Here is a 25,653-nt window from a genome sequence, read left to right as displayed (position 1 = left end):
CTCACGGCCGGGATGTGGTTCCCAGCACAACGGCTTTGCGAGCTCCCGTCACGGCGGGCAGACTCCCTGGCAGGCCGTGCAGGGTCCGGTCAGCGAGGATGGCGAAAGCGATGGCTTCCTTGGCGTCCACTGGAAGCCCGAAGGCATCTGAAAACAACAATTTGATTTCTGGCAACTGTTCACTGATGCGTTTCATCAGCAGCCGGTTATGAGCGCCGCCTCCTGAAACGATCAGCCTGCTGATGTCCACTCGAGGAAAAACAAACTGTCGCAACGCGCCGGCAACGGCGGCGGCGGTCAGCTCATTTGCCGTCCGAAGCAAATCTTCTTTGCGGGCGCCTGGAAGTCTGCTGAGGAAAAATCGCTTCACAAATTCCTCTCCAAACTGCTCTCGTCCTGCGCTTTTCGGAGGCCGCTCACGGAAAAAATGATACCGGAGCGCCAGCACCAGAAGATCCTCGATGACTTTACCGCGGGCGGCCAGTCGGCCATTCGAGTCATAATGCCGCCGCCCGCCGGTGAAGGCTCGCACAAGGCCGTCCATAATCATATTGCCGGGGCCGGTGTCAAAGCCGTATACGTCCTCCAGCGCTGCGCCCGCCGGGAGCACCGTGACATTGGCAATCCCGCCGATGTTCAGTGCGACGGTTCCCCGGCTCCTATCGCTCAGCAGGAGATAATCCAGCAACGGAACCAGCGGCGCGCCCTGGCCGCCGGCCGCCACGTCGGCTGTGCGGAAGCTGGATACCACCGTTGCGCCGGTCCGTCCGGCAATCACGGCAGGTTCAGCAATTTGAAACGTGGAACTGACCTTGTGGCCGGCCTCGACTGTGGTGGTCCCCTGATGGAAAATCGTCTGGCCGTGCGAGCCGATCCCGGCCAGGTTCCCAGGGGTGATCCCGGCTTTTCGGCAAAGCTCGATTGTTGCATCTGCGAAGAGCGCGCCCAGCAGGAAATTGAGCTGGCTGATCTCTCCGGCCGGAACCGTATGCCCAGCGGCAATTCTCAGCAAACGGCGCCGGACGCCCGGCGAGTATGGAATCGAAACAAATTTCAGCAGGCGGACGCGAGGCGCTGTGGCCGGCCCTGCTATGCGTACCAACGCCGCATCCACACCGTCGAGAGATGTGCCTGCCATCAGGCCCACCAGCAGACGCGGAGCGGCGGACGGCACAACTTTACGACTGGATTTGCTTCTTGAGTTCGGCAAGCAGATTCAAGGCTTCGAGCGGCTTCAGATTGTCCAGATCGACCTGTTCAATGGCCTGGACGACTTCAGAGTTCAAGGGAGTAAATATCATCAACTGCACGTCTTTGGGTTCGTGTTTTCTTTCGGTCAGCTTTCCACTGACGGCGTGTTCACTCTGCTCGTGTCGCTTCAGCACTTCTCTCGCGCGCTCCACAACATGGGCAGGAAGACCGGCCAGCCGCGCGACCTCAATCCCATAACTCTTGTCGGCGCTGCCGGGTTCTACCTTGCGAAGGAAGATGACGTTCGAACCGGACTCCTTGACCGAAACGTGATAGTTGCGGACGCCCGGCAGCAGGTCTTCGAGCTCGGTCAATTCGTGGTAGTGCGTGGCAAAGAGCGTCCGGGCGCGCGTGTGCATCAGCAGATGCTCGACGACTGCCCAGGCGATGGCCAGGCCGTCAAATGTTGCTGTTCCCCGGCCTATTTCATCCAGCAGCACCAGGCTGCGCGGCGTCGCGGTGTTCAGAATGGTGGCCGTTTCCGTCATCTCCACCATGAATGTGGAGCGGCCTCGCGCCAGGTTGTCGGAAGCTCCAATGCGAGTGAATATCCGATCGAAAATGGGTAGCTTGGCGCGCTCGGCAGGCACGAAGCTGCCCATCTGCATCATGAGGGCGATCAGCGCAGTCTGGCGCAGGTAGGTTGATTTCCCACCCATGTTCGGGCCGGTCACGATAATCAGGATGTCGGACATTGGGTTCAGGTAGAGGTCGTTCGGGATAAAATGCCCCGCCTCTTCCCTGGTCATGATGTGTTCGATGACCGGGTGGCGCCCCTGGAAGATCGCCATCTCGCCGTTGTCGGAAAATTCCGGACGGCGGTAGTTTCTTTCCGCTGCCAGGTGCGCAAAACAGGCCAGCACGTCGAGCTCGGCCAGCGCCTGGGCCGTCTGACGAATTCTGCGCGCTCCAGCCCCGACTGTCCGGCGGATTTCCACAAACAGTTCCCGCTCGAGCGTCTGGCTCCTTTCCTCGGCGTCCAGGATTTTGGCCTCGAGTTCTTTCAATTCCGGCGTGGAAAAGCGTTCCGCGTTTACTAAAGTCTGCTTGCGCTGGTAATCAGAGGGCACGATGTGAAGGTTGGCCCTTGTGACTTCGATGTAATAGCCGAAGACGCTATTGAAGCGCACCTTCAGGGAATTAATGCCGGTGCGTTGGCGCTCGCGCGTTTCGATCCCGGCGATGAGCTGTTTGCTGTTGCGGCTGATTTCCCGCAGGGAATCGAGTTCGGCATGGTAGCCTGGCCGGATGAGATTGCCCTCCGTCAGCAGCGCCGGAGGTTCCGGGTGGATGGCGCGATCGAGCAAATCGTGAACGTCCCTCAACTCGTCCATGCGCTCGTGAAGTTCCCGGTATCGTCTGGCGTTGAAGCTTTCAAGGTACGTTCGAACCAGCGGCAACTGCTCGATCGACGCCTTCAGGGCCAGCAGGTCGCGGGCGTTTGCGGATTCCAGAGATACGCGGCCGAGAATGCGCTCCAGGTCCTGGATACCATTCAGGACCCGCCGAACTTCCTCGCGAGCGATCGTGGTGGTGGAAAGCTCTTCAACGGCGTCCAGGCGAGCTTCAATTTCAGCGGCATCAGTAGAAGGCCGCAGCAGCCAGATCTTCAGTTTGCGCGCGCCCAGGGAAGTGACGCACCGGTCCAGCGCGGCGAGCAATGTTGCATGGCGAGGGCCGCCGGTCAGAGGTTCAATCAATTCCAGATTTCGCAGCGTGGCGGAATCAAGGACCAGCGAGTCGTTTTCTTGATAGAAGCGGAGCGTATCGAAATGACACAGGGAGCCCCTCTGCGTGTCGCGAATGTAATGGAAGATGGCTCCGGCGGCGCCGGCAGCCAGCGAATGGCTCTCCATGCCGTAGCCCGCCAGAGAGACCACTCCGAAATGGTCCTTCAACAGTCTCTCTCCGTATTCTCCTCCAAAAACCCACTCCTCCAAGCGGGTCTCAGTGATCGGTGGGTCGGACTCCGGAGAGAAATGAACGGAAGCGGTTGGGGCCAGCAGTAATTCCCGAGGACGCATCCGGACCAGCTCTTCGATCAGCCGTTCCTGGCGGCCCTCCCCGGCGATCTCCGTAACGCGAAAGTCGCCCGTGGACAGATCAGCAAACGCGAGGCCGATAGCGTCATTCGATTCGGCCACGGCTGCAAGATAGTTGTGGTCCCGCGGCTCCAACACCTGGGACCCCGTCACCGTACCCGGCGTCACTACCTGCGTGACTTCACGCTTCACCAGTTTTTTTGCCTTGCGCGGATCTTCAACCTGGTCGCAAATGGCCACACGGTAACCGCGGCGGATCAGCTTGGAGATATAGCCTTCCGCGGCATGATAGGGAACGCCGCACATCGGCACCGCAACTCCTTTTTCCTTGTTGCGGGAAGTGAGCGTGATCTGCAGTTCCCTCGCTGCGACGATGGCGTCTTCAAAGAAAAGTTCGTAAAAATCCCCCAGACGGAACAACAGCAGCGCGTTCGGATAGTGCTCCTTGATTCCGTTGTACTGGCGCATCAGTGGAGTGGAAAATTCGCTCATGGGTATGGTTGGCGGCGGATATTATACCGTGCTCAATGCTCGCCGGTACACTAGAGTTTTTTTAGTAGCTGGAATCAGGCCTTTAGCGCGAGCGTTCCCCTCGGAGCACGTGAATGTCGGGAAGTTGCCGATACTTCTGATCGAAGTCGAGACCATAACCCACCACAAAAACGTCGGCAATTTCAAAACCGACATAGTCCGCCTTCACAGGAACAACCCGGCGCGACCGCTTGTCCAGCAAAGTTACGACGCGGAGGTTGTGCGGCTTGTGCGCGGATAACACTTCCTCCAGATACCTGAGCGTGCGCCCTGTGTCCAGTATGTCCTCAACAATCAAAACCTCACGGCCGTTAATACTGTTGTCAAGGTCCTTGGTGATTTTGACTTCACCGGACGAATGTGCGTTGGAGCCGTAGCTGGTGATTCCCAGAAAATCGATGGTAACGTCGATATCCAGGTGGCGGATGAGGTCAGCCATAAAGATCCAGGCTCCCTTTAGAATGCCAATCAGGTGCGGCGTAGAACCCCGATAGTCCTTCGCGATCTCGACCGCAAGTTCACGGACCCGCTGCTCGATCTCGTGCCTTGAGAGTAGAATTTCAGGAGCTTTATCTGATGCGCCATGGTCCATTCTGGCAGTCCTCGCCGTTGACGGGTATCCGGGGCCTCTGTTAAAGTTTATATTGCTTTTGCAAAGGAGAATGTGTGGCAAACCATAAATCTGCTCTGAAGCGTCTTTCGCAGACGCAAAAACGCACTGAGCGGAACAGGGCCCATCGCAGCCGGATGCGGCACCAGATCCGCGAGCTTCGCCAGGCGCTGGACGCCAGGGACAAGGCGCGCGCCGAAAGCCTGCTGATACCCACGCTTTCCATGCTGGACCGCATGATCCAAAAGGGTGTTCTTCACCGCAACACGGCCGCCCGGTATAAATCGAGGCTGCGCCTGCGTTTCAATTCCCTGTCCTAAAGTATTTGGCCTGCCTGCTTCATGACTCTGGGTGGCGCCGGCTGCTGAGAAACTCGATTCAGCGGGTTGTCGGTTTTGGGTCGCCTGGCGCAGACGTAATTCGCCAGATCAGAAATTCCAGTAGAATAGTGGAATCTTTCCACGAGGATTTGATTCCAAGGTCTGCCTGGTGGATCAGCGTCAAAGCTTTCAGTAATTCCTCGTGAGTATATCGGCGCCGCGCCACTGGAGCGATTTCCCACGTGGCAAACGGGTTTGACTGCCGTCCCCACCCGCCTCCGAAGCTGCTGCTCTGTCCGCTGGACTTCAGCGCCTGACGAAACAGATCGCCAATGCACCACAGCAGCAGCGTTTCCGCCACCTTGCTGGCCACCAGCGAACGCAGAAACCCAAGCGCACCTCCGCATTGCCGATCGGCGATGGCGCGCAGCATCTTGCCGATCTCGTGCTCCTCCTGGAAAGTCGAGATGATCTGGAGATCATCCGGCTGCAGCTTCGTATTTCCATCGATCGCCGTGATCAGCTTCTCAAGTTCAGTGCGCATCCACAGCAGGTTCACGCCCTGGGGATTGGTGTCGCGCGATGAGCTTCCCGGCAGGAATTTTGAGGCGATCTCCTCAGCCAGTCTGGCGTCCATTTCAACGCCCGCGCGGTGCAGGAATTCTTTTGCCCAGGCCGCCGCCTGCCGGATCGAGAGCGGACGCATTTCCACAACCACCGTCTGCTTCTCCAGAAGTTGAATGAACTTGCGCCGGCGGTCGGGCTCAACGGCTGAAAAGATCAGAGTTGCGGACGGTGAAGGATTCTCGAGGTAAGCGGCAAGCGCCTTGGCATCATCTTCGTCCGCGTGCCTGAAGTCATCGGCGTCCGAGACGAGAAAATAACTGTGCCCGCCCAGCATGGGAATTTGTTGCGCCGTCTGCAACTCGCGCGCCAGCATGCCCGGCTGATATTCAATCTCGTTCAGGCACCAGGCCCGGGACTCCTCCGGAACCGCGTCGCGGACGGCGTCCCGGCACTCCTGGTGGAGAAATCTGTCGAGACCGCAATGGAAATAGACGGGAGCCAGGCCGCCTTTGCGAATCGCGGTAATGAATTCTTCAGGACCCATTATGCATTCCGAGCAGAAATTTCAGACTGCCTTCAGATCAGTTTACTTGGTTTTCGAAGGGATTGTAACAGGGATGATGAAAGGGAGGCGCGGAGTTTCGTTCTGCTTGACAGTGAAACTCCGCGGCTTATGCGATCGGCGGAGAATGCGCCTCATTCCGCGTCGGAGATTAGCGCTAATTGGAATCCGCTTGTCCCTTCTGGGTTGTCGGTTGCCGGTGCTCGAGCTGCGGCTTCGAACTCCCGATGCTTCCCGCCAGACCGCCAAGCTGGCCGAGCGCGCCCAGGCTTCCCAGACTGCCAAGCTGGCTGAAGTCAATAGGGCCCACAAGATTCACGACGGTGAGCTCCTTGGGTTCAGCAGCCACGACCGCCATGCCAACCGTCTCTCCGCCTTCCTGCATCAAGTAGACGCCGGTGGTCTCGCCCGACTTCTTTTCTTCCACGTGGACGATTGCTTTCCAGCCGCCTGACTCAAGTTGCTTGGTTACACCTTCGAGATCGGCTTTGCTGTATCCGCCCGGCTGGTCGAATTCGAAGCTTTTTACATAGATGCCTTTCAGCCGTTGGACCATGTTGGCCGCGAAGGCCTTGTTTTGTGACTTTGATGTGGCCGCCTTCTGTGACATCTGCTCCGCCGCGAGCTTCAGCATGGAACCGTCCAGGGTCACGTTCGTAACTTCGGACGCCTTGCTGGCCAGCTTGTCGAGCTGGCTGAGGTCCAGCCTGGCGTTCTGCGCCCAGGCTGCTGCAGCGCCAAATGCCGTCAGGCACGACGTCAGCAGCGCTGCTGAGAATACGCGCGCAAAGGTTTGCTTCCCGGTAAAACATGTCAATGTTTTCATGAGTCATCACTCCATCTGCTGTTTTAGATTTTTACGACCCTCCAGCGCTTGCGCGGTGACGTGCTGCGCCCGTACCAGTGCTGCATCAATCTGTTCATTCGTGATGCGAAGCGCCAGAATCGCCTGGCGGCTTGCCCGCTCGGCCTGCGCGCGCTTCTGCTGCTGGTGCTGGTATCGAAGGATGCCGGCCATCACCGCCACACAAACCACTACCGCCGCCACAGCCCAGCGCAGCACCGGCCCTCGGAAGAGTGCGAACCGGCGTTGGACGAGCGTCAATCGTCGGGGCTCTGTTTCCAGGCGCGACATCACTCGCTCAGCAAAACCCGCCGGCGGTTCTTTTCGCCGCAGCAGACCTCGAAGTTCGTCGTCAAGCGGCTTCATACCTTTACTCCTGCCATCGATCGGGTGAGCTTGGTGCGCAAAAGTTCCAGCGCCCGGTCGATCGAGCTCTTCACCGTGTTGATTGGAATCTCCATCACCTGGGCAATCTCGTGGAGTTCCATCTCTTCCTGGTAGCGCAGGATGACCGCCATTCGCGACTTGTCAGGAAGCGTTCCCACCAGCTTCCACAGCCTTTCTTCCATCAGCGGATCGCGCGTGTGGTCCAGCTCTGCGGGCTCCGGCACGTCTTCCAGACTGAGCATTCCGTCCGGCTTGGTGCGCCGCACGCGGTCAATCGAGCGGTGGCACGTGACCTTTCGCAGCCAGAATCGCAGGTGCGCGCCGGACTTGATGCTGCCGAGGCTGCGGTAAAGCTCCAGGAAGACGTCCTGCGCAACGTCTTCCGCCGTCGACGGGCTCTTGAGGAAATGCAGAGCCACGCTATAAACCATCGCCTGGTGCTCGCGCACGATCTCGGCGAAGGCAGAATGGTCGCCATCGGCGCATCGCGCGATTGCAGCATCAACAACCTGTTCGGCAACCCTGCTCAAATGCCCTTCCTGTCTATTCTCTATTACGCAAACGCGGAAGGGAATGGTGCAATTTTCTTCCAGCGCGCGGCTGGTTTTTGCGGGAGGCTAGAAGACAATGGATTATGTTTCGCAAGTGTAAATTGTGCTCAGTGCGCGAAAATGGGACAGCTTTTCCAAAGACCCTAAAATGGAGATAACCAAAATTCGCTTAACCTTTGCGTTGTCAGCAACTTGAAATTTTTGGAATCCGAATGCCGAAAATCCCATGCGTCTCATTTCGGGGTGTTTTGAGGGTGATAGCCTACATGTGTGTCGTTTGCTGACCTGCTGGCAGGCAGCAGGAAATCCTTCGTCGTCCCGATGATTTGCGGACAGGTCCCACAGGATGACGTGGACGGAGGGCCAGCACGGCGTACGCTCGGTGCATCGCAGATTGGAGATTTTAGAATCAAAAACCCGGCGCGGGGGCGGGGGCCCTCGCCTACGATGTTATCCCAAGGCGTCGGAGCCGGCCTGGGCCACCTCATGGTCATTTTCCACGGTTGAACCGCTCACGCCCACCGCGCCGATAATGGTTCCGTCGGCTGTTTTGATGGGCACGCCGCCCGGGAAGGTGATGAGTCCGCCGTTCGAATGCTCAATGTTATAGAGCGGGCCCTCGGGTTGCGAGAGCTTACCAATCTCGCCCGTTGGCATGTCAAAAAAGCGCGCGGTACGAGCCTTCCTGATGGCAATGTCGATGCTGCCCTGCCACGCTCCGTCCATGCGGGCAAAGGCCTTCAGGTTGCAGCCGGCGTCCACCACGGCAATGTCCATTTTGGTCTTGATGGCTTTTGCCTTTTCAATTGCCTTCCCAACGATCAGCAGGGCCTGTTCTAAACTGATGTCCTTGGTGCTCAGTGCTTCCATGCCAGCATCCTCCTTTTGAATTGCCGGGCGGGCGAGTTTTTGTAGCGCGGGCTTCATGGCCCACAGCGCCTGAGGATTCATCGCCCGGCGCGACATCCTCCATGCCCATCTTACGGGGAGTGGCGGCCGTTGGCAATCGTTCAACTTCCCGCCAAATCCCTCGCCCCTTGGGGAGAGGGTGTCCCGGCGTGGACGGGACGGGTGAGGGGTCAGTCGATTGAATGTTTGAGCGATTTGCAATTGGGTGATTGAAAAGGCGGATAATCGCTTACTGACGGCAGGATAAACACGCTGTAAAAACAATGCGGGAGGGCGAAGCCCTCCCCTACAACTCACCACCCATCACTAACCACCAACCACTGCCTTTTAACGGCTTGCGCTATGGGCTAAATTCTGCCGCTCCTCCGGAGCTCGGTAGACGGTAGCCGCGGACAGCGTTCTCCTGTCCGTGGGCTTTTACCTCAGTAAGGACCCACGGTCAACAAGTCATTGACCGTGGCTACCCGCTTAACAACCACCGCTACTTCCTATGGGCCCTTGCAAATGCCAGGGCGTGGGCGGTGAGTGATGCTGAAAAATTCCGGAAGCCGATCTCTGCGCAGGGCTCAGAATATTCGCCGCGCAGGCCACCCACCGCATCAGAGAGGAGCAGGCAGGTGGCGTCGTAGAGCCTTTCGCGGACGAGTTTTTGACAAAGGATACGGTAGCGATCAGCGTATGACGTATTTTGAAATTCAGGAAATACGGGATAATGCGGCTCTTGAACGTCAACGAGGTTTCGGGACTTCGGTGCGTCCTCTAAGAGCATGAGGTATCCAACCCAGGGGCGCGGCGAGCCCTTAAAAGCGCCCTCCCTGTACGCTGTGAGGATGTCGGTCGAGTTTCCCAGCGCTTCTTCTGTCCTGTTGTTGAAGTTGTTCCCAAAAGAGCCGACTTGCGACTTGAACTCCACGACTGCCAGAAGCGTTCCGTCTATGAGGGCAACCAGGTCCCATTCCTTTGAGGGCCGGAACCATCCTGGAAGCACCACGTGCTTTTTGTCGATGTGGATGGAGTCCGGAGAAAGCTCGCTTTCCTTGAGCAGATCAGCAACAATTTTGATAAAGCCATCGATCTGCTTGCCGCCGGTCACTGCCCCTCGGCTGCCATAATCCTTAATTCCGGTTTTGTTGCCCTGAGTGGTTGCCTGTTTCGTTCTGGTCTGCCAAAAGTACCTGACGGCAGCGCGAACCCTGTCATCTGGCTTATCCATTCGGCACGCTAATCTCCGTGGAGTTGAAGGGTGACTTTGCTGAAGAGACCCGCCGTCTCATTGGCGAGTCGGTTAGACGCCGTCTTACGGTAGTGCGGGTCGATCTCGACGCCAAGGCTGTTGCGGCCGCATCGGGCTGCCGCAATGCTGGTGCTCCCGGTCCCAAGGAACGGGTCGAGAACCGTATCACCCGCGAAACTGAACATGCGGATGAGCCTTTCAGCAAGCTCGACGGGATACGGGGCAGGATGGTCCCTTGTTGACGCGCCGGGCAGGTCATCCCACACGAGGCGAAACCATTTCTGGTAATTCTCTTCCGAGATGACGCTCATGACGCGCGTGGCTACTGAAGGACTGCGATAGCCTCCGGGCTTGCGCTGCATCAGGATATACTCGACATCGTTCTTGATCACCGCATTCGGCTCGTAAGGCTTGCCCAGAAAGCCGGAACCGTTCTCAACTTCATACGCTGCGTTGGCAATCTTGTGCCAGAAGACACCCTGCAGGTTGTCAAAGCCGAGCTTGCGGCAGTGCTCCTGAATCGAAGCGTGGAGAGGCACAACGGTATGGCGGCCATGATTCCTTCGGCGGGAAAGGCACACATCCCCGACCACGATGATGAGCCTGCCGCCCGGCACCAGTGCGCGGTAACAGTGTGACCATACCCGGTCCAGTTCTGCCAGAAAACCCTCGTAGTCTGAAACGTGGCCGAGCTGCCCTTCCGTCTCCCTGTACTCTTTGAGCGTCCAGTACGGCGGCGAACAGGCGACAAGGTGCACGCTCTCAGGCATGAGGAAAGCCATGCGCCTTGCATCTCCCGAATAAATCACGTGTTGTGTCGGGATTTGCCGGAGAGCCTGGTCAATCAAACGGGTTAAGTGGGGATCTTTGGCGATACGAGGCAGGGCCGTTTGGTGGTCTCGACCGATGTGGCCAATCTCCGGCGGAACAAAGCTTGCCATGAGATGGTCACCCTCGGCGACCAGGCCAGCCTCTTCAGCAACCGATTCAACCAACGGCCAATCAGGCTGGCTGAGTACCAATGCCGAATTCGCGTCGCGAAGCCTAGTTCCCATTTTCGCGTCCGATCCTACCTAGGTTTCGGCAGTTACCCCCACGTCTTTAGAATAATTAATATATCGCTGGTCACGCAAACAGCTACCAAGAATATCACAGATGGAAGGCTGTTCAGCGTGCGTGTTGTGACGGCCACGGGCTGCAATTTTGGTCTTGCTGTAGGTCTTACAATTGCGACGGTTTTATACCACTTGTGAAGTGGAAAGGCAATTGAAAAGAGCAGTGGATAGGGGTTAGTGGTCAGTGATTAGTCGCCCAAGAAAATTATGAATTCTGAAGCCGCTACAAAGACAGAGACGCAAACGGCGAGAGGGGCTTTGATGGAGGCTGGCGTAGCGGCGAGTTTACCTCGCCACGTTCCAACCTGATGGCGGCGTAAAGCCGCCGCTACGACGGCAGCACGGGTGCGCCGCTACTTCCAGGGTGGGAGGTAGGGCTTGATTGGGGCCATTGCCTTTTTCCAGTCGAACATCCAGGAACCCGAATGGGGCCAATCCCGCGCGTCCTGGGTGAGACCTTTCCTCCCCGGGTTGTTGAAGATGTACCATGCTACAGCGTTGTGGTCATCATTCTCCCTGAGTATGTGGTCGTAGAATCCTCTCTCCCAAAGTTTCCGGACGCCCAGGCGGCGGGCCAGCGCCGTGGCTACGCCCTTGAAATCGTGAAGAAGCTGAATCAAGTCTGAGTCATCAGACTGTCCAGCCAACTCAAGATGCACGTGGTCTGGCATAAAGCAGTAGGCGTGCAGGTCAAATGAGCTCGCGTGGCACTGCCTCCTCAGGAGGTCGAGCAGGAGTTCTACAAGACCGCCGCCGGAAAAGGCCGATCTACCACCTGCGCTGCAAACTGTAATGAAGTACCACTGCCGACCTAGATAGTAAGAACGTGGGAGCCGGTTGCGTTTACGAATGAAACTGGGCGGTGACATCGCAGGAATCGTAGCACCGTAGCGGCGAGTTTATCTCGCCACTTTCGAACCGGATGGCGGCGTAAAGCCGCCGCTACAAATAAAAGCACGAGGGGCGAGCCGCTAGGCCCACCCTGCATTGGTCTTGCTGTGGGTCTTGCAAATTTCCATGGATTTATACCACGCGCAGGGGCGAGAGGCAATTGAAAAGAGCAGTGGTCAGGGGTTAGTGGTCAGTGATTAGTGGCCAAGGAAAATTAGGAATTCTGAAGGACGGGGGAATATGACGTGTGGAGTATGAAGGATGAAAAATGCAATGGATAGTGAATAGTGGTTAATGATGGGCGACAGGCAAGTCGTGGCGGAACGCTGGCCCGGCTGGGAAGTAAAGCTTGAAACAGAAAAGGAGAGCAGGAATGACCTGCTCTCCTTGCTTCTCCGATTTCTGCTGAGCCAACCGGCTAAGTTACCGATGAAGAGCGCCCGGCAAGCCGAGGCGTGGGACGCCCCTCTACAGGCTGCCCAGGAGTTTGCGATATTCGTCTTCAGTGAAAGCACGGAACGTCTCCGTGCGGGCGTTTCCTGCTTTCCCCAGGTTAAGTGCCGCCTTGGCGGCTGTCGCTTCGTCTGGCGCCTCGGTGAGGATCACAAAATCGTATCGGCCCAGGGTCATATAGAACTGTTTGAGGTCCGCCCCCGCAGCCTTAAAGGCTTTTCTTGCGGCGTCAAGCCGGGCGGGACTCTCTTTGACTTTCTCGATCCCTTGCTGACTCCAATTGCAGAGAGAGATGTAGGTAGGCATCAGTCTGCTCCTTCCAGTTGCTTCCGCAACCACACCCCCAGGATTCACAAGCGAAGACCGGCTGTGTGATTCGATTCTCTCGCCGAGAGGAAATGGAATCAAGCCGGAATTACTCTGCCGGTTGGAGCCCGACCCTCCTGAAGACCCCTCACCCGTCGTGGTACCTCCGACACCAGGAAGCAGTGGTTAGTGATGAGTGGTAGTGAGGCGGGTTTGGGAATTAAGGGCGGCGGGGCGGAACCTCGATCGGGGGTCGCAGATTTGAGATTGGAGATTTCAGAATCAGAAAATGCTGGCGGCGGTAGCCTGGGGAATTTGAGATCCAAGATTCCAGATTCAAGGAGTAGCGGCGAGTTTACCTCGCCACGTTCGGGCCGTGATGGCGGCGTAAAGCCGCCGCTACGTGGGGGATGCGTGGGCCTTCTCGATGGCGTCGCCGATTTTGAGGCGCGCGCGGTCCCATTCGTCGGGATCGTGGATCCACATGCCGGGCGCGCCGAAGGACACTTTGCTCGGCTGGTAAGTGCCGTGCACAACGTGCCGCACGGCTTCGTCCGCCACTTCTCTGCCGCCCGGAGTCTGTGCGAGCAGCCAGAAATATTCGTAGTCCTGGCTGCCGCGCCGCATTCCCTTAAAGCGAATGCTGGCGGCCGGCTCATCCAGACCCATAGTTTCACCGCGATAGACCAGCATGCCGGCCCCATTCCGGTTGTCGTATGTGGCAGCGTACTGCCAGGCGCGCAGCGAATTGAAATCCATTTCCCAGATGTCCCAGGAGTCGGTGTGCTGCTTCCAGGCGAACCAGCTCAGGGCGCGGCATTTCAGCCCATCACCGTCGGTGATGGCGGCGTCATTTTCGTAGTACCAGAGCTCGATTCCTCGCTTTTTGAATTCCGCGGCGTTTTCGGGAGTGCAGTCGTCGAGGCCGAGGTTGGCAATGTGGAGAATGTCTTCCAGGCGCTTGGTGGTCTCCCTGGGATAAGAACCGTCCACGCGATAACGGAGGCGCGGAACGTTCGATTCCTTGAGAAGCTGCCCGAAGTAAAACATGCGGCCGCGCGACAGATCGTCATATGACTCGTCGAGGCTGTTGAAAAATACCACCAGCTCCGTTTTATTCCAGTTGGGATGCTGGTCAAAATGGGCCTGGTAAGCCTGAAAAGCGTTTTTCCAGATGGCGCGATATTCGGGCGTGGGGCCCTCGCGAGGCGGAGCCACCGGCCATGGGGCGTAGAACTTCCACTCTTTTCCGCTGAGCTGGATGCCACGCGGAATCTTGTAGAGGTTCCAGGGATAGGCGTCGAACGGGGTAACGATGTATTCGGTTGGCACGCCGTAGCCGGGACCGCTATATCCATATTGGGAAGTGAAGGCGCTGCCGTCGAAATATTTGGAGAGCCGCGCGTCGTATTTGCTCCAGTCAATCTCAACGTTGGTGCCGCGCACCTTCAGGGCCGGGGCGTATCCCAGGCAGGAGATCGCAATGCGGTGTTTGCGCGCGAGCTGGTAATACTTGAGTTCCAGCTCCTCGGAGAAGCTGTTGATTTCGGTGTCGGTGTGAATGCTGGGCTTGAGGTGGCTCTCCTCGGGAAGCTCGAAATCCCACACCTGAAGGTCCAGCGTCAACTGCGCTGACGCCTGGTCGCTCGAAATCGTGATGGGCGCGGAGTACTTGCCCGGCGGCGCGGCGTCACGCGAACGAGGGATATAGATGTCGACCCAGATGGCCTGGCTCTGCTGATCCTTGCCCACGTTGTTCAAAGGATCGGGCAGGTCGAACGGCATCACGTAAGTGTGCGGATAGAGATTGCCGCTCCAGCGAAGACAGGGCAGCAGACCGTCAGGATACCAGCCTGTGCCGAGCGTGTAGGTTTGCTTCGAGGGATGCTGGACATGCACGTACCATTCCCGAAACATGTCGAAATTGTCGAGCGGGATTTTGGCGCCAGACGGCCCGGCCAGATCAGCCAGCGCCACGTTCACGCTGGTCAGCTTGGCTCCGGTGCGCTCGATCACAAGTTGGAATGCCACCGTCTCATTGCGCGCGGCTTTCAGTTTGATGCGCCGCGCAGCCGCGTCCCAAACCAGATTGGACTGCTTGTAGCCGGAGCGGACGCCGTCCGGAAAAAGGCTGAGATTCTCTTCAAAGGGGCGGTTGCGGATGGGATCGACACGCACAGTGTCATTGATGGCCCAGACGTTCATGCCTGCATCAGTTGCGGCGTTCGTCGCGGCGCGCGAAGGCTCGTCAGGATCTCGCGGCATTGCGGAATCCGAACCACGCGCAAACGCCCGGAGGCGGCCGGCCATTCCGCCTGCCAACCCGGAAAGCAGCGTGCCGCCAGCAAGGAATTTCCGCCGGGACAATTGCCAGGAAAATAGAGCCATGCGACGCCTCCTGCGATCCGATCAACACAGCATAGCGCAAAAGCCACCAAAAACCAGCGGATAGTGAATAGTGGTGAGTGGCGGGCGAAAGAAATTATGAATTCTGAATTATGAAGGATATCAGCGCGATAACTGGTACGGCGGTACTATTGCGCGCAGGAATACCTGATATTACAGTTCACTCATGTTGAAACACGCAGATTGTCTATCGACGCAAGATCAGGAACGGGTCCCCAGGGTGCGCGAGGAAAGGCATACCAGGCTCTGGCTGCTGCAGGAATGGGCATTCGCAGTTGTGCTGGTCCTGGCGACGATGTATTGCTATAAACGGTTCTGGCTGGCCGGCGAGCAAGTCCAGAACCTCGCAGAGCAAGCTACTTCACAGGGCGTCGGGCATAACCAACTGGTTGCGCAGACGTCCCAGGCGACCTGGCTTGGCAAGTTGCAGGGCACGATTTCGAAGACTGCCAGGGGATTGAAGGCCATACCGAAGGGGACTTTGATCCCGGTGGAGATTGAGTCGGCCCGGTTTGGCGGGTTGGGGCAAGCCACGGTCCTGGCGCGGGCGCAGTCATACGTGTTTCCAGATGATACGGTGATGATTCCTGCCGGCAGCGAAGTTCTAGGAATAGCCATGCGGCACGGAGACAAGTGGGAAATCCATTGGAACTCGGTTTCGGTTCTTTCAGTGGGCGGCCGTCAGGCTGACCTCCAGGCGATGAGTGAGATCACTGGAAAAGCGGGCCTGTATGGCGCATCCCTGGTGGTAAAGGCGAAGTGACGGTAATCAAGCCAGGCTACCGCAAGTTCGACAGGCTGGGATGAGGGCGACATGGCAACAGGGAAGCTATTGAGTGATGTGGTCCTCGCGACTGCAAGCGCCCTGGCCGGAGGCTTGCTGATCGCATTGGCGCTGATGACGGCCTTTGTGGTGGTGGGGCAGGCACTGTTGATGGTCCGGCGCACACGGACCTCGCGAGCTAAAGGGGCGCAGGGCCATGCCGCTGCCCGCAGGCCAGCCAATTCGGGCGCTGGAGTTGTGGCTGATTAGATTAGCGATGAAAGACCCAGGATTTTACACAGCCTGAGCACGGACCATGTGGTTGTGTGAATACGGGGGCTAACGGTTGGGTCCCCCGTTGGAAAGAAGGCTGGGCACATCCCCTCCCGCCCAGCCTTGATTTTTGGATCGTCGTCCCGGCGCGCAAGCGTCCGTGGACCATGCGGATGAATCCGCGCTCTCTCGAAAGCAGGGCCATTTCCCTGCGAGAGGACCCTCAGCAACAGGGCCGCGGCTTATTGAGGCGTTGGCCCGCTGGCGGCGGCCACCATCATTGGGACGGGCCTGATGCCGACGCACTGCCCCGGATAATTGACCACTTCAATCCGGACAGGGGCGAGGCCAGCCCCGAGAAAGCCCAGACATTTTGCGGCAGCACGGCTGACATCGAGGACCCGGTTGCCGACAAACGGCCCGCGATCATTGACTTTCAGCACCGCAGATCTCAAGTTCATCAGATCAGTCACTCGGATGCGGGTGCCCAGGGGCAGCTCGCGGTGGGCACAGGTCAAGGCGTTCATGTCGAAGGGCGGTCCGCTGGCAGTCGGCAACCCCTGGAATTCGGCGCCGTACCAGCTTGCCACGCCATACTGGCTCTGGATCGAAGGGTAGGGCGTCTTGAGCGGATTCATTGCCGCTCGCCTTCCCTCGGATGGCGATGCGATCATGGTAAGGGCCGCCACCGTACACCCCATCATCAGCTTCCTCATTCGACCTCCGCTCATTCACCGCAGAAGAAGGCACTCGTCGTACCTTGTGTGCACGTGCGATCCACAGTGTCGAAATGATTCGTGCTAATTCGTGCTAAATAGCGGGACCCTTGGTGAGCAGAATAATCCGAGGCTACAGGTCTAACAATCCGGCGATCTCCTGAATCCAGCCGGGAATTATCCTGTTTACTACGTTAATCAACTGGTAATCAGCGGACCGGATGAGGGAATCGTGGTGCGGAAGTGGCTAAATCCATTGAGGTTAGAGGTGTACTCCGCTGGGGGCAATGCGGGGGACATTTCGCAGGACCGCGCACGCCCCTACCATCATCCTGAGGAGTCTCGTCACAGTTCAGCGGGACGATGGAGAATCTGCTTTCCCGTCGCCAGCGCTCTTTTCCAAAGGGCGTGGTAACGGTTATTCCCGAGCGTCGTATCTTCACTAGCCGGTTATGGTCTTACTGGCGGCGTCCCACACCGCGGCGGATTTATGGAAGTAGGAATAGTTGGCCATGTGGCAGCCGATGGAGGTGTTGTTGCCGAAAGTCGCGTCCTCCACCGACGGCCGGCGCGTTCTCACTGACTCGAAAAAGTTCCACAAGTGATGGCGGAATTCGCTGTAGCCCGGTGGATAGCTGTATGACGCGTGCTCTTCGATTGGCTTGGCGGTTTCGAGCTTCGCATCATTCCTGGTGTGCCACTCCTTTTCGTAGGCGGCGCGCATCTTCGCTGGAAAGCTCGAATCGTAGTAGCAGGGCCCGCTGTCCCTGCCATCCTGGGGCGCAATGGTCAGACGGTCGCCATCGCCGTACACCTCGATGATGCCGCGCGTGCCAAAGAAGCGGGTCACCTCATCGACATTGGTCATTTGAGTCATCAACACGGCGACCTGCAGGTTCGGATATTCGTAAAGCGTGGTCATCAGGTCCGGGAAGTCGCGTCCGTCTTTCCAGTAATAAAGACCGCCGTAAGTTTGCGCCCGCTGGGGAGGCGCGTCCAGGCCCATTACATAGTGAATGCCGGTCAGTGTGTGGACAAAAAGATCGCCGGGCAAACCTTCGCCGTAGTCTCGAAAGGCGCGCCAGCGCGCGAAGCGTATGGGATCAAACGGGCGCTTGGGCGCGTCGCCGAGCCAGGTATCCCAATCCAGGTTTTGAGGTGAGAGATCTGGCGGAGGCGGATACACCCACGCGCCGCAGGGAGAGTTGCGGCCCAGGACGGCTTCCGCAAACCGGACTTCGCCGATGGCGCCCTGCTCGATGAGTTCCTTGGCTTTCGCAAAGTGGATGGAACTTCGCCGCTGGCTGCCGATCTGTACAATGCGATTGTCCTTCTGCGCCGCCGCGATGATCTGGAATCCTTCTTCCACCTTGTGAGTCATGGGCTTTTCGCAATAGACATCCTTGCCGGCGTTGCAGGCATCCACAATGATTCTGGCGTGCCAGTGGTCCGGAACGGCGACCACCACGGCGTCGATCTCCTTGTTGTCGAGCAGGTCCTGATAGCGGCGGGTGGTTGGCACCGTCTTGCCTGTGACTCCGCTGATGATTTCATTGGCCAGCGTATGGCGGCCGTCATACAGATCGCACGCAGCAACGCACTCGACGCCTGGAAGGCCGATCGAAGTTTCCAGCACGCCGGAGCCTTCCATTCCAATGCCGATCATGCCAAAGCGGACGGTCTCGGTGGATGGCGGCGATGCTGCGGCATCTCCGTTCTTCAGCAGGAATGGCGGGACTGCCATCACGATGCCCGCTCCTGCTGAGGTACGCATAAATTCGCGTCGTGAAAAACCGCTCTTTGCCATGGTGAACGGCCCCTCCCTGTTTGAGATTCGGGAACCAGTGTTTACAGGCCTTGAAGTATGTTCGATTGTACATCATTCGACGAGGTGAAAGGCAACGGCGCTGCGAGCGTTTTCGATAAAGGCAATCAGCAGATTCTTAATGAGGATTGCATAGTAGAGTGACGGACTTCCGTAGCGCCGGTCCCGCCAAGCGGGACTGGCCCTGAAAATTGCCGCCGGGACGGCGGCGCTACAAACGAGATTGGGCCGGCGCGGTGCATTTTTAGCAGTCTCCGCCAGCCGGCCCCGTTAACCAATCGGATAAGTATGCACTCTGGTTCGAGCGCAGAAGAAGCGGTGGGCCACGTATAATAAGAGGTAGTCTCAGGACCGCGGACCTGGCGCAAGCCCTCCGCGGCAACTATTGGTCCGGAAATGAATGCCGATTCCAGGAGCGGCCCTCCCTTGACCCAACCCCAACAGGAAGGAAGTTTGCCTCGCGTCCCAGAAGGCAACCTCAGACCTGCAGAGATGCACGGGTTGCCCTGGACGCGGCTGGTTGGCCTGGAGAGCAATCTGCCGGTGCGCGTGTGGTTGCGCCGGGTGTGGGAAGCCATGGTGCACGATGCCTGCGAGGACCTGGCCGCCCAGATGTCGTACTTTTTCACAATGGCCTTGTTCCCCTTCTTCATTGTTCTGGGGGCCATTGTGGGCTATCTTCCGTTCACAGGCGCCTGGCCGCACGTGCTTACCTGGATCACCCAGTATTTCCCGGACGCCGTTCAGCCTTACGTCTTCAAAACCGTCACCAGCCTGACCCATGAATGGGGCGGCCTGCTCAGTTTTGGCCTGGCGGGTTCCATCTGGATTGCCACGCGCGCCGTTATCAGTCTGATGGACGGATTGAATAAAGCCTACAATGCGACGGAAACCCGCAGTTGCTTTAGAAGGCGGCTGCTGGCTTGCGGGGTTATGCTGGTGTTCGCGCTCACCTTCCTGACGGCGTTCGGGCTGCTGGCTTTTGGCGGCCTGATTGGCCACTGGCTGGGGACCCGTTCCGGGCCCGGCATCGCCTTCGTGGCGCTGTGGCATGTGCTGCGATGGGCGATTCCGCTGGCGCTGCTGAACCTGGCTGTCAATTTTGCCAACTATATTCTTCCAAACAGCAAGCGCCCTTGGCGCTGGGTGACCCCGGGCAGTCTGTTTGTGGTGGCGGTGTGGTTCCCCTCGACGCTGGGCTTGAACGCTTTTGTGCGCCACTTCACCACGCAAAGCGCATACGGCGCCGTGGGCACGTTCTTCGTCCTCATGTCCTGGATTTACATCACCAGCTACATTTTTCTGGTGGCGGCGGAGATGGATTCGGAACTGGAAAAAGCCGCCCGCACCTTTCACTCGGAACACGTCGCGCGGCGCATGTTTGTGGCCAGTTGAACACGACCTTCACCGGACGCCTCCGTAGCGGCGGCTTTAAGCCGCCATTTGCAGATGTGGCGCAGTAAACGCGCCGCTACTCCTGCACAGCGGCGCCATGGGATCGGGCGCGACCGTCATGCGGGCTTGAAGTCACTTTCCGAAGTGGACGACAATGCCGGCGGAATAGACGAGGTTGTTGACAGTGCCCTTGATGGGAAAGTACGCCGTAAAAGCTGAACTGGCGGACCCGGGCAGGCCGTAAGTGGGCGAGCCAAAGCGGTGGTCACGAGCGTCAAGCCGGACAGCCAGCATGTGGGTGAGGCTGATGTCGAAGCCGAAGCCGAAATTGTATCCGAACTGGTCATCCGACTTCAGGACCGTGCCGGGCACGCCGTTAAATCCGGGTGTCTGCGCCCGCGCCGAGCCTCCGCTGGTGGGCGAAAAGCGGTTGAGGTCAAGCCCCACCGCCAGGTAGGGCCGCACGCCCTTGATGGGCTTCGCCGAGTGGGCATTCGCATCGATGCTGATTCTCTGGCCCCGAATGCCATATCCAATCTGGTCGTTGGGCGTGGTGGAATTGATGAAGTTGGTGACCGCCAGATTGTTGCGAAATACGCTGTACGACCCTTCCGCGCTGAGGGTCTTGAAGATGGGATATTCGCCCCCGGCGGTAAAGTTGTTGCCCGTCCTGTAGGTTGACCCGAAAGCTGCGCCGTAAACGTTGTAATAGTGCTTGTCGTACAGCGTGGAGACTCCGCCCTCGATGAACACGCGATAGTCCTGGGCGCGCAGGGCCGCGGCGCCGGCGCCGAGAAGAATAACGATAACGAATCCCTGAAGCAGTCTGCGAATGCTCAAATGCGGGCCTCCGATCAACTGGGTGGTGCGTGTTCTGGTGATGCCGGGCAAAGAGACATCCTCGGCGGGCCGGCTTCTCCCCAGTGCAACGTGGGGGAATAGGAATTCTACACGCGATTGGCCGGTCCCGTCATTTGAGTCTAAAAAGCTCGTTCGGGTTTTCCGACAAAGCTGGATTTTGTGGGCAATGGGCGCAATGGCGGGCGGCAGCGGGGCAGTGGTTCTGAGGGATAACGGCGCAACAATTTCGAAGGTCGCGGGTGCGGGAGCCGCAGGCCGGAAGTTTATCGCTTTAGCGGGCGCCCTTTAGGGCCGGAAACTTGTGGACTATGCTGGCGATTCGTCGAGCCCTTCAGCCACCAGTTGCCTTGCCGGGCGCCGATCTGCCACCAGCCGGAGACTTCCTGCTGAAGCGTCAAAGTCAGCAAGTCCTGAAACGTTTTGCCTTGCCAGTGTTCGACGTCGGCGCCCCAGGAGCCGGCGAAAGACTCTCCCCGCTCGGTCTGGGCGGTCCAGTGGCCCTGCCATCCTCGGCTGTCCTTCTCCGCCCGCCAGGTTCCCCGGATAACAATCTCTCCAGCGGTGGCCAGCGACCAGACGCCCTGGGCCACATCGGTGTGCTCGGGAAGAGCGCTGCCTGCCCACGTTCCCTGAAGGGTCTGCCCCTTGCCGGCGGTGGCGATCCAGGTGCCGTGGATGGTCTGGGCCGGCTCCTGCGCGAACGCGCTGATGAAGAGTAGAAGCGCGATCAGCCGAACCACCACGGAAAACGACGCTCGAATGACACACCTCCAAAGGAAGCGCCGGGCAAGAAATTATGAATTCTGAATTATGAAGTATAAAGCGAAACGTTGTAAAACCTGCGTCTCCACGTGAAAACTTGATTCATAATTTATCATTCATAATTCATAATTGTTGGGTTGCGCATATCTAACTTATTATAGAATATCTAGTCGTGACATGCCTTCAGGAACCCTGCTTTTGATCGTTGCCTTTGCGGGCCTGCCACAGATCAAAGGCCTTTTCCAGCGTCGCTTCCAGAACGTCAGGCATGCGCTCGACCGTGCGCCCGAGGGAGCCGCCGGCCCCGAGACGATGCACGGTCAACTCGCTGCCGTGGACAGCCACCAGAGCCACGGGATGCACCCGGATGCCGCCGCCCCCGCCGCCGCCCTGACCACTACCGCCCCTTTTTTCTTTGCCGTCAGACTCGCCGACTCCGCCGCCCGCTCCGACTCCCAGCGAAACGCGGGAGATGGGCACGATGACATATTCGCCCATGGTGATGGGAGCGCCGACAATGGTTTCGGTTTTCGCCATGTCCTTGAGTTCTCCGATCAAACCTTTGAGAATCTCCTCTGCCGGATTCATGATTGCCTCCTGTCTCCGTGAATGTTTTATGTTTCCAGCACGAACGCCCTGCCAGGATTGCGTTCAGTGCCGCTGGGCGGCTGCAAAAGACCGCCATTGCCTGAAAAGGGCCCGGTGGGGCAGGCCGGTCAGGAAAAACAGCAACGCTTTGAGGACGCGATGCGGCTGAAAATGAAGCTCGACGAACAGGCTGTTTTCACCCCTGAAGTTCACCCGCGCCCCGGAGCGGTCTACCGGCTTGATGGACGTCAGCACGCCCGCCAGCATTCCGTTGAGCGCAGGGTCGGGCGTTGAGATCTCGATGTCGGAGCGGGTCAGATTTGCGGAGCGGAAAATGCGCCGGAGCAGCGTGGAAAATTGCCGCGTCAGAGCGCGCCGAATGGCGGAATCGCCCAGGCAGCGCGCGACAAATCGCCCTGTGGCACGGCGCTTCGCGCGGACCCTTGGCATCTCGGCAGCCGTCTTGGCAGGCTTTTTCTTTTTCACGCCTGGCGCTTCCGCGCTCAGCTGCCGGCCACGAAAAGGGACCGGCCTCCGGAAAATGGTGAAGCATTTCTGGCCTGCGGCGCCGGGCAGCGGCGTCTGGAATTCCAGCGCGAATAGCCAGCGGACCCTCACCTGCCGGTTGCGCGAATCAACCGAAATCATGATCGGGCTGCACACTACTATCGCCAGAATGACGGCAATGGCAAGGAGCACGATCAGCAAGGTTTCCACAAAGTGCCTCCTGGTCACTCCAGTAAGCTGATCTTCCAGCCTCGAATTTCTGCCCTTTCCACGATTCTACGCCTGTCCGGGCGCAGACACCATCCCGGATTGCTTAATGAGGATTGCATAATCGCGTGCCGGACTTCCGTAGCGCCGGTCCCGCCCAGCGGGACCGGTCCTGGAAAGTGCCGCCGGGACGGCGGCACTACAAACGAGCTTGTCACCCTATTTTGCAATCCTCAGTAGATGGGGGAGGCCGCGCCCCCAAGTTTCTTGTATTCCGGCGGCGGGGCTATAATACTCGCACCACGCCGGGAGTCGCATTCATGAAGAGGGCAATCCGCACGATCTGCGCATTAGTCTGCCTCAACCTGACAGCCTTCGCGGCGCCTCAGGCGATCGTGAAGCCGACTTCAGAAGGGAAAGAGGCCGCCATAAAATGGCTTGCTCTGCTGGACGAGGGCGAGTACGGCAAAAGCTGGGAACAGTCAGCGAAACCGTTCAAGTCGAGCATCACCAAAGCCGGCTGGATTGTGGGAATGACCAAGGCCCGGCGGTTCTACGGCAGGGTCCTCTCCCGCAAACTCGAAACTTCCACCTATGCTGCGAACCCGCCGGGATTTGTCCCGGGCGAGTACGAGATTCTGCGATTTGGAGTGAGTTTCAGGGCCCAGGGAGCAGCTACCGAAATTGTCTCGATGGAGTTGCAGAGCAACGGCAAGTGGCTTGTAGCCGGCTACCACATCTCGCTGAAGAACCACATTCGGGTGCGCCCGCTAGCAGGTTGAAGAAAACCCTCTGTACCAAGTCATCCTGAGCGAAGCGAAGGATCTGTTTTGGCCATTTTCAGTGAGATACAGCAGATGCTTCGCGGAGTTTACCCTGAGCCCCTTCACTCCGTTCAGGGCCGTTCGCAAAGGGAGGGCGAACGGGCTCAGCATGACGGGTAACTTTTTTCAACACCCGCTAGAGCTTCTGGATTACCGCTGAGGCGAATTCCGCGGTTGTATTTTTCCCGCCCAGGTCCGGCGTGCGCACTTTCTTTTCCGCCGTCACCTGCCCCAGCGCATCCATGATGCGCCGGCTGGTTTCGGGCTCGCCGAGATGCTCCATCATCAGCGCTGACGTCCAGATGGAGGCAATGGGATTGGCGATGCCGCGGCCTTCAATGTCCGGAGCGCTGCCGTGTACCGGCTCAAACATGGGCGGCCCCAGGCCGGTGGGATTAAGGTTGGCGCTGGCCGCGAGTCCCAGGCTGCCCTGGATCGCCGCGCCCAGGTCGGTGAGGATGTCGGCAAAAAGGTTGGAGCCGACCACCACATCCAGGCTCTCCGGATGCGTGATCATGCGGGCCGCCAGCGCGTCCACGTGGTAGCTGGCCACGGCCACGTCAGGATAATCGCGGGCCACGGCGCGCAGAACTTCATCCCACATCACCATGGTGAACTGCATGGCGTTTGACTTGGTGGCGCTGGCCAACCGCTTGCGCGGGCGGCGCCGGGCCTGCTCAAAGGCATAACGCATCACGCGTTCCACTCCCTTGCGCGTAAAGACCGATTGCTGCACGGCCACTTCGTCCGGCGTGCCCGGCTTGAAACGGCCGCCCATGCCACAATACTCGCCCTCGGAATTTTCGCGGACGAAGAGCATGTTGACGTCATCTGCCGTCTTGCCACGCAACGGCGGCTCAAGCCCCGGCAGGATTTCAACTGGCCGCAGGTTTACATAAAGGTCGAAGCCGAAGCGGATGCGCAGCAGCAGATCGCGCAGCGAAATGTGGTCCGGCACGCTGGGATGTCCGATGGCGCCCAGCAGAATGGCGTCAAAAGGGCGCAACCGCTCGAGCCCGTCCGCTGGCATCATGCGGCCCGTGCGCAGATAATATTCGCATCCCCACTCGAAGGATTCGAAATCAAGCGCGAATCCGCTGGCCGCGGCCTCGATCACCCGGACGGCCTGCGGCACAACCTCCTTGCCAATGCCATCACCAGGAAGCAGCGCAATGCGATGGTGTTTCGACATGCGCTCGATTTTACACGGAAACTCCGCATGCCGCTGCCCGCAGGCGTGCGCCGCCATGGGAGCACGGCCAAGCACCTGGTATCCTACACGGGGCTGGCGCCGTCGCTGTATGCCTCGGGCGAGCATCGCTGGGGCGGGCCGATCACCAAACAGGGCTCGAGCGCACTGCGCTGGGCGCTGGTGCAGGCGGCGCATCGGGCGGCGTTGAATCCGAGATTCTATGGTTTCTACCGGCGGCAGCGGCACAGAGCCAGCCGGGCGGCCGTGGCTCTGGCTCGCAAGCTGGCGGTGATTGCCTTCTACCGCTGGCGGCACGCCCTGCACGTTCAGGAGTCGCTGCCGCCAGTAGAAAAAGTTCGGGAGCGCACCTCGGGTGGCGCATGGTCAGAACATCGACCTCTCACGTCTGATTAGGACACTCCCGACTCGGAATCGACATCCTGGTCTTCGAGACCGGATAGATGAGTGAGCTTGGGCTCGCTGAGAAACCAAAAAGGAAACGGCGCAACAGCGTCGAGGCAGAAGTGTGGCTCCGCTCGCATCCCCCAGCTTCGGGTAAGGGGGGCTGCTCGCTCCGCCACTCAAAACAAAGCACCACGGTTTTTCCCTTGACACCGCCGTCACCTTCATAGATGCGCCAGCCGCGAACCTTTATCTGATAGGTGCGGAGATTTGGTGTAGACTTTGATGGGGCTAGGGAATCTTACGGGGCACTTCATTCAAAATCCCAGTCACAACGATCTTGGAGCCATTGGAGGCCT

General features: G+C 58.7%; 25 protein-coding genes and 1 pseudogene. 6 read left to right on the top strand and 20 right to left on the bottom strand.

Annotation, left to right across the window (positions count from 1 at the left end):
* Window position 1: 1 nt before the first annotated feature.
* The 3 genes from VFQ24_01210 to hpt form a co-directional block, all read right to left on the bottom strand.
* Window positions 2–1,174: an anhydro-N-acetylmuramic acid kinase gene (locus VFQ24_01210; GenBank protein HET9176959.1), complete on the bottom strand. Its 1,173-nt coding sequence runs from the start codon at window positions 1,172–1,174 to the stop codon at window positions 2–4.
* 4 nt (window positions 1,175–1,178) lie between these two features.
* Window positions 1,179–3,785, bottom strand: coding sequence for a DNA mismatch repair protein MutS (mutS, locus tag VFQ24_01205; protein ID HET9176958.1), 2,607 nt, complete (start codon window positions 3,783–3,785; stop codon window positions 1,179–1,181).
* Between the two features lie 82 nt (window positions 3,786–3,867).
* A complete protein-coding gene (hpt, locus tag VFQ24_01200; protein HET9176957.1) occupies window positions 3,868–4,416 on the bottom strand; it encodes a hypoxanthine phosphoribosyltransferase in 549 nt (182 codons plus the stop codon).
* Window positions 4,417–4,490: 74 nt separating this feature from the next.
* Between hpt and rpsT the strand changes: the two genes are divergently transcribed.
* Window positions 4,491–4,754, top strand: a complete 264-nt coding sequence (gene rpsT, locus VFQ24_01195; protein ID HET9176956.1) for a 30S ribosomal protein S20 — start codon at window positions 4,491–4,493, stop codon at window positions 4,752–4,754.
* 58 nt (window positions 4,755–4,812) lie between these two features.
* Here rpsT and holA read toward each other — a convergent pair whose 3' ends face one another.
* From holA to VFQ24_01145, 10 genes are all read right to left on the bottom strand, one after another.
* Complete coding sequence (holA, locus tag VFQ24_01190; protein ID HET9176955.1) at window positions 4,813–5,865, bottom strand: DNA polymerase III subunit delta; 1,053 nt, start codon at window positions 5,863–5,865, stop codon at window positions 4,813–4,815.
* Between the two features lie 175 nt (window positions 5,866–6,040).
* A complete protein-coding gene (locus VFQ24_01185) occupies window positions 6,041–6,709 on the bottom strand; it encodes a DUF4252 domain-containing protein (protein ID HET9176954.1) in 669 nt (222 codons plus the stop codon).
* 6 nt (window positions 6,710–6,715) lie between these two features.
* Window positions 6,716–7,093, bottom strand: coding sequence for a hypothetical protein (locus VFQ24_01180; GenBank protein HET9176953.1), 378 nt, complete (start codon window positions 7,091–7,093; stop codon window positions 6,716–6,718).
* Window positions 7,090–7,644, bottom strand: coding sequence for a sigma-70 family RNA polymerase sigma factor (locus VFQ24_01175; protein HET9176952.1), 555 nt, complete (start codon window positions 7,642–7,644; stop codon window positions 7,090–7,092). Before VFQ24_01175 ends, VFQ24_01180 begins: the two co-directional genes overlap by 4 nt.
* Window positions 7,645–8,115: 471 nt before the next feature.
* The gene (locus tag VFQ24_01170) at window positions 8,116–8,535 is read right to left on the bottom strand and encodes a heme-binding protein (protein HET9176951.1); all 420 of its coding nucleotides are present in this window, start codon (window positions 8,533–8,535) and stop codon (window positions 8,116–8,118) included.
* A gap of 520 nt (window positions 8,536–9,055) precedes the next feature.
* Complete coding sequence (locus VFQ24_01165; GenBank protein ID HET9176950.1) at window positions 9,056–9,787, bottom strand: PaeR7I family type II restriction endonuclease; 732 nt, start codon at window positions 9,785–9,787, stop codon at window positions 9,056–9,058.
* An 8-nt stretch (window positions 9,788–9,795) separates the two neighbouring features.
* Window positions 9,796–10,749, bottom strand: a complete 954-nt coding sequence (locus VFQ24_01160; GenBank protein ID HET9176949.1) for a site-specific DNA-methyltransferase — start codon at window positions 10,747–10,749, stop codon at window positions 9,796–9,798.
* A 527-nt stretch (window positions 10,750–11,276) separates the two neighbouring features.
* Window positions 11,277–11,792: a transposase gene (locus VFQ24_01155; protein ID HET9176948.1), complete on the bottom strand. Its 516-nt coding sequence runs from the start codon at window positions 11,790–11,792 to the stop codon at window positions 11,277–11,279.
* 490 nt (window positions 11,793–12,282) lie between these two features.
* Window positions 12,283–12,573, bottom strand: coding sequence for a GYD domain-containing protein (locus VFQ24_01150; GenBank protein HET9176947.1), 291 nt, complete (start codon window positions 12,571–12,573; stop codon window positions 12,283–12,285).
* Between the two features lie 399 nt (window positions 12,574–12,972).
* The gene (locus VFQ24_01145; protein HET9176946.1) at window positions 12,973–14,961 is read right to left on the bottom strand and encodes a hypothetical protein; all 1,989 of its coding nucleotides are present in this window, start codon (window positions 14,959–14,961) and stop codon (window positions 12,973–12,975) included.
* Between the two features lie 184 nt (window positions 14,962–15,145).
* Here VFQ24_01145 and VFQ24_01140 point away from each other — a divergent pair, with 184 nt between their 5' ends.
* Both VFQ24_01140 and VFQ24_01135 read left to right on the top strand, forming a co-directional pair.
* Window positions 15,146–15,742, top strand: coding sequence for a hypothetical protein (locus tag VFQ24_01140; GenBank protein ID HET9176945.1), 597 nt, complete (start codon window positions 15,146–15,148; stop codon window positions 15,740–15,742).
* Window positions 15,743–15,793: 51 nt separating this feature from the next.
* Window positions 15,794–16,012 (top strand): hypothetical protein, encoded by a 219-nt coding sequence (locus VFQ24_01135; GenBank protein HET9176944.1) that lies wholly within the window; start codon window positions 15,794–15,796, stop codon window positions 16,010–16,012.
* A gap of 314 nt (window positions 16,013–16,326) precedes the next feature.
* Here VFQ24_01135 and VFQ24_01130 read toward each other — a convergent pair.
* Both VFQ24_01130 and VFQ24_01125 read right to left on the bottom strand, forming a co-directional pair.
* Window positions 16,327–16,617: pseudogene (locus VFQ24_01130) on the bottom strand (septal ring lytic transglycosylase RlpA family protein).
* A gap of 556 nt (window positions 16,618–17,173) precedes the next feature.
* Window positions 17,174–18,538, bottom strand: coding sequence for a Gfo/Idh/MocA family oxidoreductase (locus tag VFQ24_01125; GenBank protein HET9176943.1), 1,365 nt, complete (start codon window positions 18,536–18,538; stop codon window positions 17,174–17,176).
* 471 nt (window positions 18,539–19,009) lie between these two features.
* On the opposite strand from VFQ24_01125, the gene VFQ24_01120 reads away from it, so the two are divergent.
* Window positions 19,010–19,951 carry a YihY/virulence factor BrkB family protein gene (locus tag VFQ24_01120; GenBank protein HET9176942.1) on the top strand — a complete coding sequence of 314 codons (942 nt, stop codon included), beginning with the start codon at window positions 19,010–19,012 and terminating at the stop codon, window positions 19,949–19,951.
* A gap of 132 nt (window positions 19,952–20,083) precedes the next feature.
* On the opposite strand, the gene VFQ24_01115 is transcribed toward VFQ24_01120, so the two are convergent.
* The 4 genes from VFQ24_01115 to VFQ24_01100 all read right to left on the bottom strand — a co-directional run bounded on the left by VFQ24_01115 (window position 20,084) and on the right by VFQ24_01100 (window position 22,879).
* Entirely contained in the window at window positions 20,084–20,791 is a 708-nt protein-coding gene (locus VFQ24_01115) for an outer membrane beta-barrel protein (protein ID HET9176941.1), read from the bottom strand.
* Window positions 20,792–21,075: 284 nt separating this feature from the next.
* Window positions 21,076–21,555, bottom strand: a complete 480-nt coding sequence (locus tag VFQ24_01110) for a hypothetical protein (protein ID HET9176940.1) — start codon at window positions 21,553–21,555, stop codon at window positions 21,076–21,078.
* 202 nt (window positions 21,556–21,757) lie between these two features.
* Window positions 21,758–22,162, bottom strand: a complete 405-nt coding sequence (locus VFQ24_01105; protein ID HET9176939.1) for a spore germination protein GerW family protein — start codon at window positions 22,160–22,162, stop codon at window positions 21,758–21,760.
* Window positions 22,163–22,225: 63 nt separating this feature from the next.
* A complete protein-coding gene (locus tag VFQ24_01100; GenBank protein ID HET9176938.1) occupies window positions 22,226–22,879 on the bottom strand; it encodes a hypothetical protein in 654 nt (217 codons plus the stop codon).
* A 317-nt stretch (window positions 22,880–23,196) separates the two neighbouring features.
* Here VFQ24_01100 and VFQ24_01095 point away from each other — a divergent pair, with 317 nt between their 5' ends.
* Window positions 23,197–23,658, top strand: a complete 462-nt coding sequence (locus tag VFQ24_01095) for a DUF4019 domain-containing protein (GenBank protein ID HET9176937.1) — start codon at window positions 23,197–23,199, stop codon at window positions 23,656–23,658.
* A gap of 178 nt (window positions 23,659–23,836) precedes the next feature.
* On the opposite strand, the gene VFQ24_01090 is transcribed toward VFQ24_01095, so the two are convergent.
* The gene (locus VFQ24_01090) at window positions 23,837–24,892 is read right to left on the bottom strand and encodes a tartrate dehydrogenase (protein HET9176936.1); all 1,056 of its coding nucleotides are present in this window, start codon (window positions 24,890–24,892) and stop codon (window positions 23,837–23,839) included.
* Here VFQ24_01090 and VFQ24_01085 point away from each other — a divergent pair.
* A complete protein-coding gene (locus VFQ24_01085) occupies window positions 24,878–25,306 on the top strand; it encodes a transposase (protein ID HET9176935.1) in 429 nt (142 codons plus the stop codon). The genes VFQ24_01090 and VFQ24_01085 overlap by 15 nt on opposite strands.
* Window positions 25,307–25,653: the final 347 nt, after the last annotated feature.

It is taken from the genome of Terriglobia bacterium, assembly GCA_035712365.1.
Classification (GTDB): Bacteria; Acidobacteriota; Terriglobia; order UBA7540; family UBA7540; genus SCRD01.
The sequence above is the reverse complement of the archived record's forward strand: the minus strand, read 5'-3'. Positions and strand labels throughout refer to the sequence as shown.

Bases quoted from the DNA above. Each gene is read 5' to 3' on its own strand.
- VFQ24_01150 (HET9176947.1), bottom strand. From the start codon at position 12,573: ATGCCTACCTACATCTCTCTCTGCAATTGGAGTCAGCAAGGGATCGAG.
- VFQ24_01185 (HET9176954.1), bottom strand. From the start codon at position 6,709: ATGAAAACATTGACATGTTTTACCGGGAAGCAAACCTTTGCGCGCGTA.
- VFQ24_01105 (HET9176939.1), bottom strand. From the start codon at position 22,162: ATGAATCCGGCAGAGGAGATTCTCAAAGGTTTGATCGGAGAACTCAAG.
- VFQ24_01170 (HET9176951.1), bottom strand. From the start codon at position 8,535: ATGGAAGCACTGAGCACCAAGGACATCAGTTTAGAACAGGCCCTGCTG.
- VFQ24_01135 (HET9176944.1), top strand. From the start codon at position 15,794: ATGGCAACAGGGAAGCTATTGAGTGATGTGGTCCTCGCGACTGCAAGC.
- VFQ24_01145 (HET9176946.1), bottom strand. From the start codon at position 14,961: ATGGCTCTATTTTCCTGGCAATTGTCCCGGCGGAAATTCCTTGCTGGC.
- VFQ24_01155 (HET9176948.1), bottom strand. From the start codon at position 11,792: ATGTCACCGCCCAGTTTCATTCGTAAACGCAACCGGCTCCCACGTTCT.
- VFQ24_01125 (HET9176943.1), bottom strand. From the start codon at position 18,538: ATGGCAAAGAGCGGTTTTTCACGACGCGAATTTATGCGTACCTCAGCA.
- VFQ24_01140 (HET9176945.1), top strand. From the start codon at position 15,146: ATGTTGAAACACGCAGATTGTCTATCGACGCAAGATCAGGAACGGGTC.
- VFQ24_01180 (HET9176953.1), bottom strand. From the start codon at position 7,093: ATGAAGCCGCTTGACGACGAACTTCGAGGTCTGCTGCGGCGAAAAGAA.
- mutS (HET9176958.1), bottom strand. From the start codon at position 3,785: ATGAGCGAATTTTCCACTCCACTGATGCGCCAGTACAACGGAATCAAG.
- VFQ24_01165 (HET9176950.1), bottom strand. From the start codon at position 9,787: ATGGATAAGCCAGATGACAGGGTTCGCGCTGCCGTCAGGTACTTTTGG.
- VFQ24_01095 (HET9176937.1), top strand. From the start codon at position 23,197: ATGAAGAGGGCAATCCGCACGATCTGCGCATTAGTCTGCCTCAACCTG.
- VFQ24_01160 (HET9176949.1), bottom strand. From the start codon at position 10,749: ATGGCAAGCTTTGTTCCGCCGGAGATTGGCCACATCGGTCGAGACCAC.
- hpt (HET9176957.1), bottom strand. From the start codon at position 4,416: ATGGACCATGGCGCATCAGATAAAGCTCCTGAAATTCTACTCTCAAGG.
- holA (HET9176955.1), bottom strand. From the start codon at position 5,865: ATGGGTCCTGAAGAATTCATTACCGCGATTCGCAAAGGCGGCCTGGCT.
- VFQ24_01090 (HET9176936.1), bottom strand. From the start codon at position 24,892: ATGTCGAAACACCATCGCATTGCGCTGCTTCCTGGTGATGGCATTGGC.
- VFQ24_01085 (HET9176935.1), top strand. From the start codon at position 24,878: ATGGTGTTTCGACATGCGCTCGATTTTACACGGAAACTCCGCATGCCG.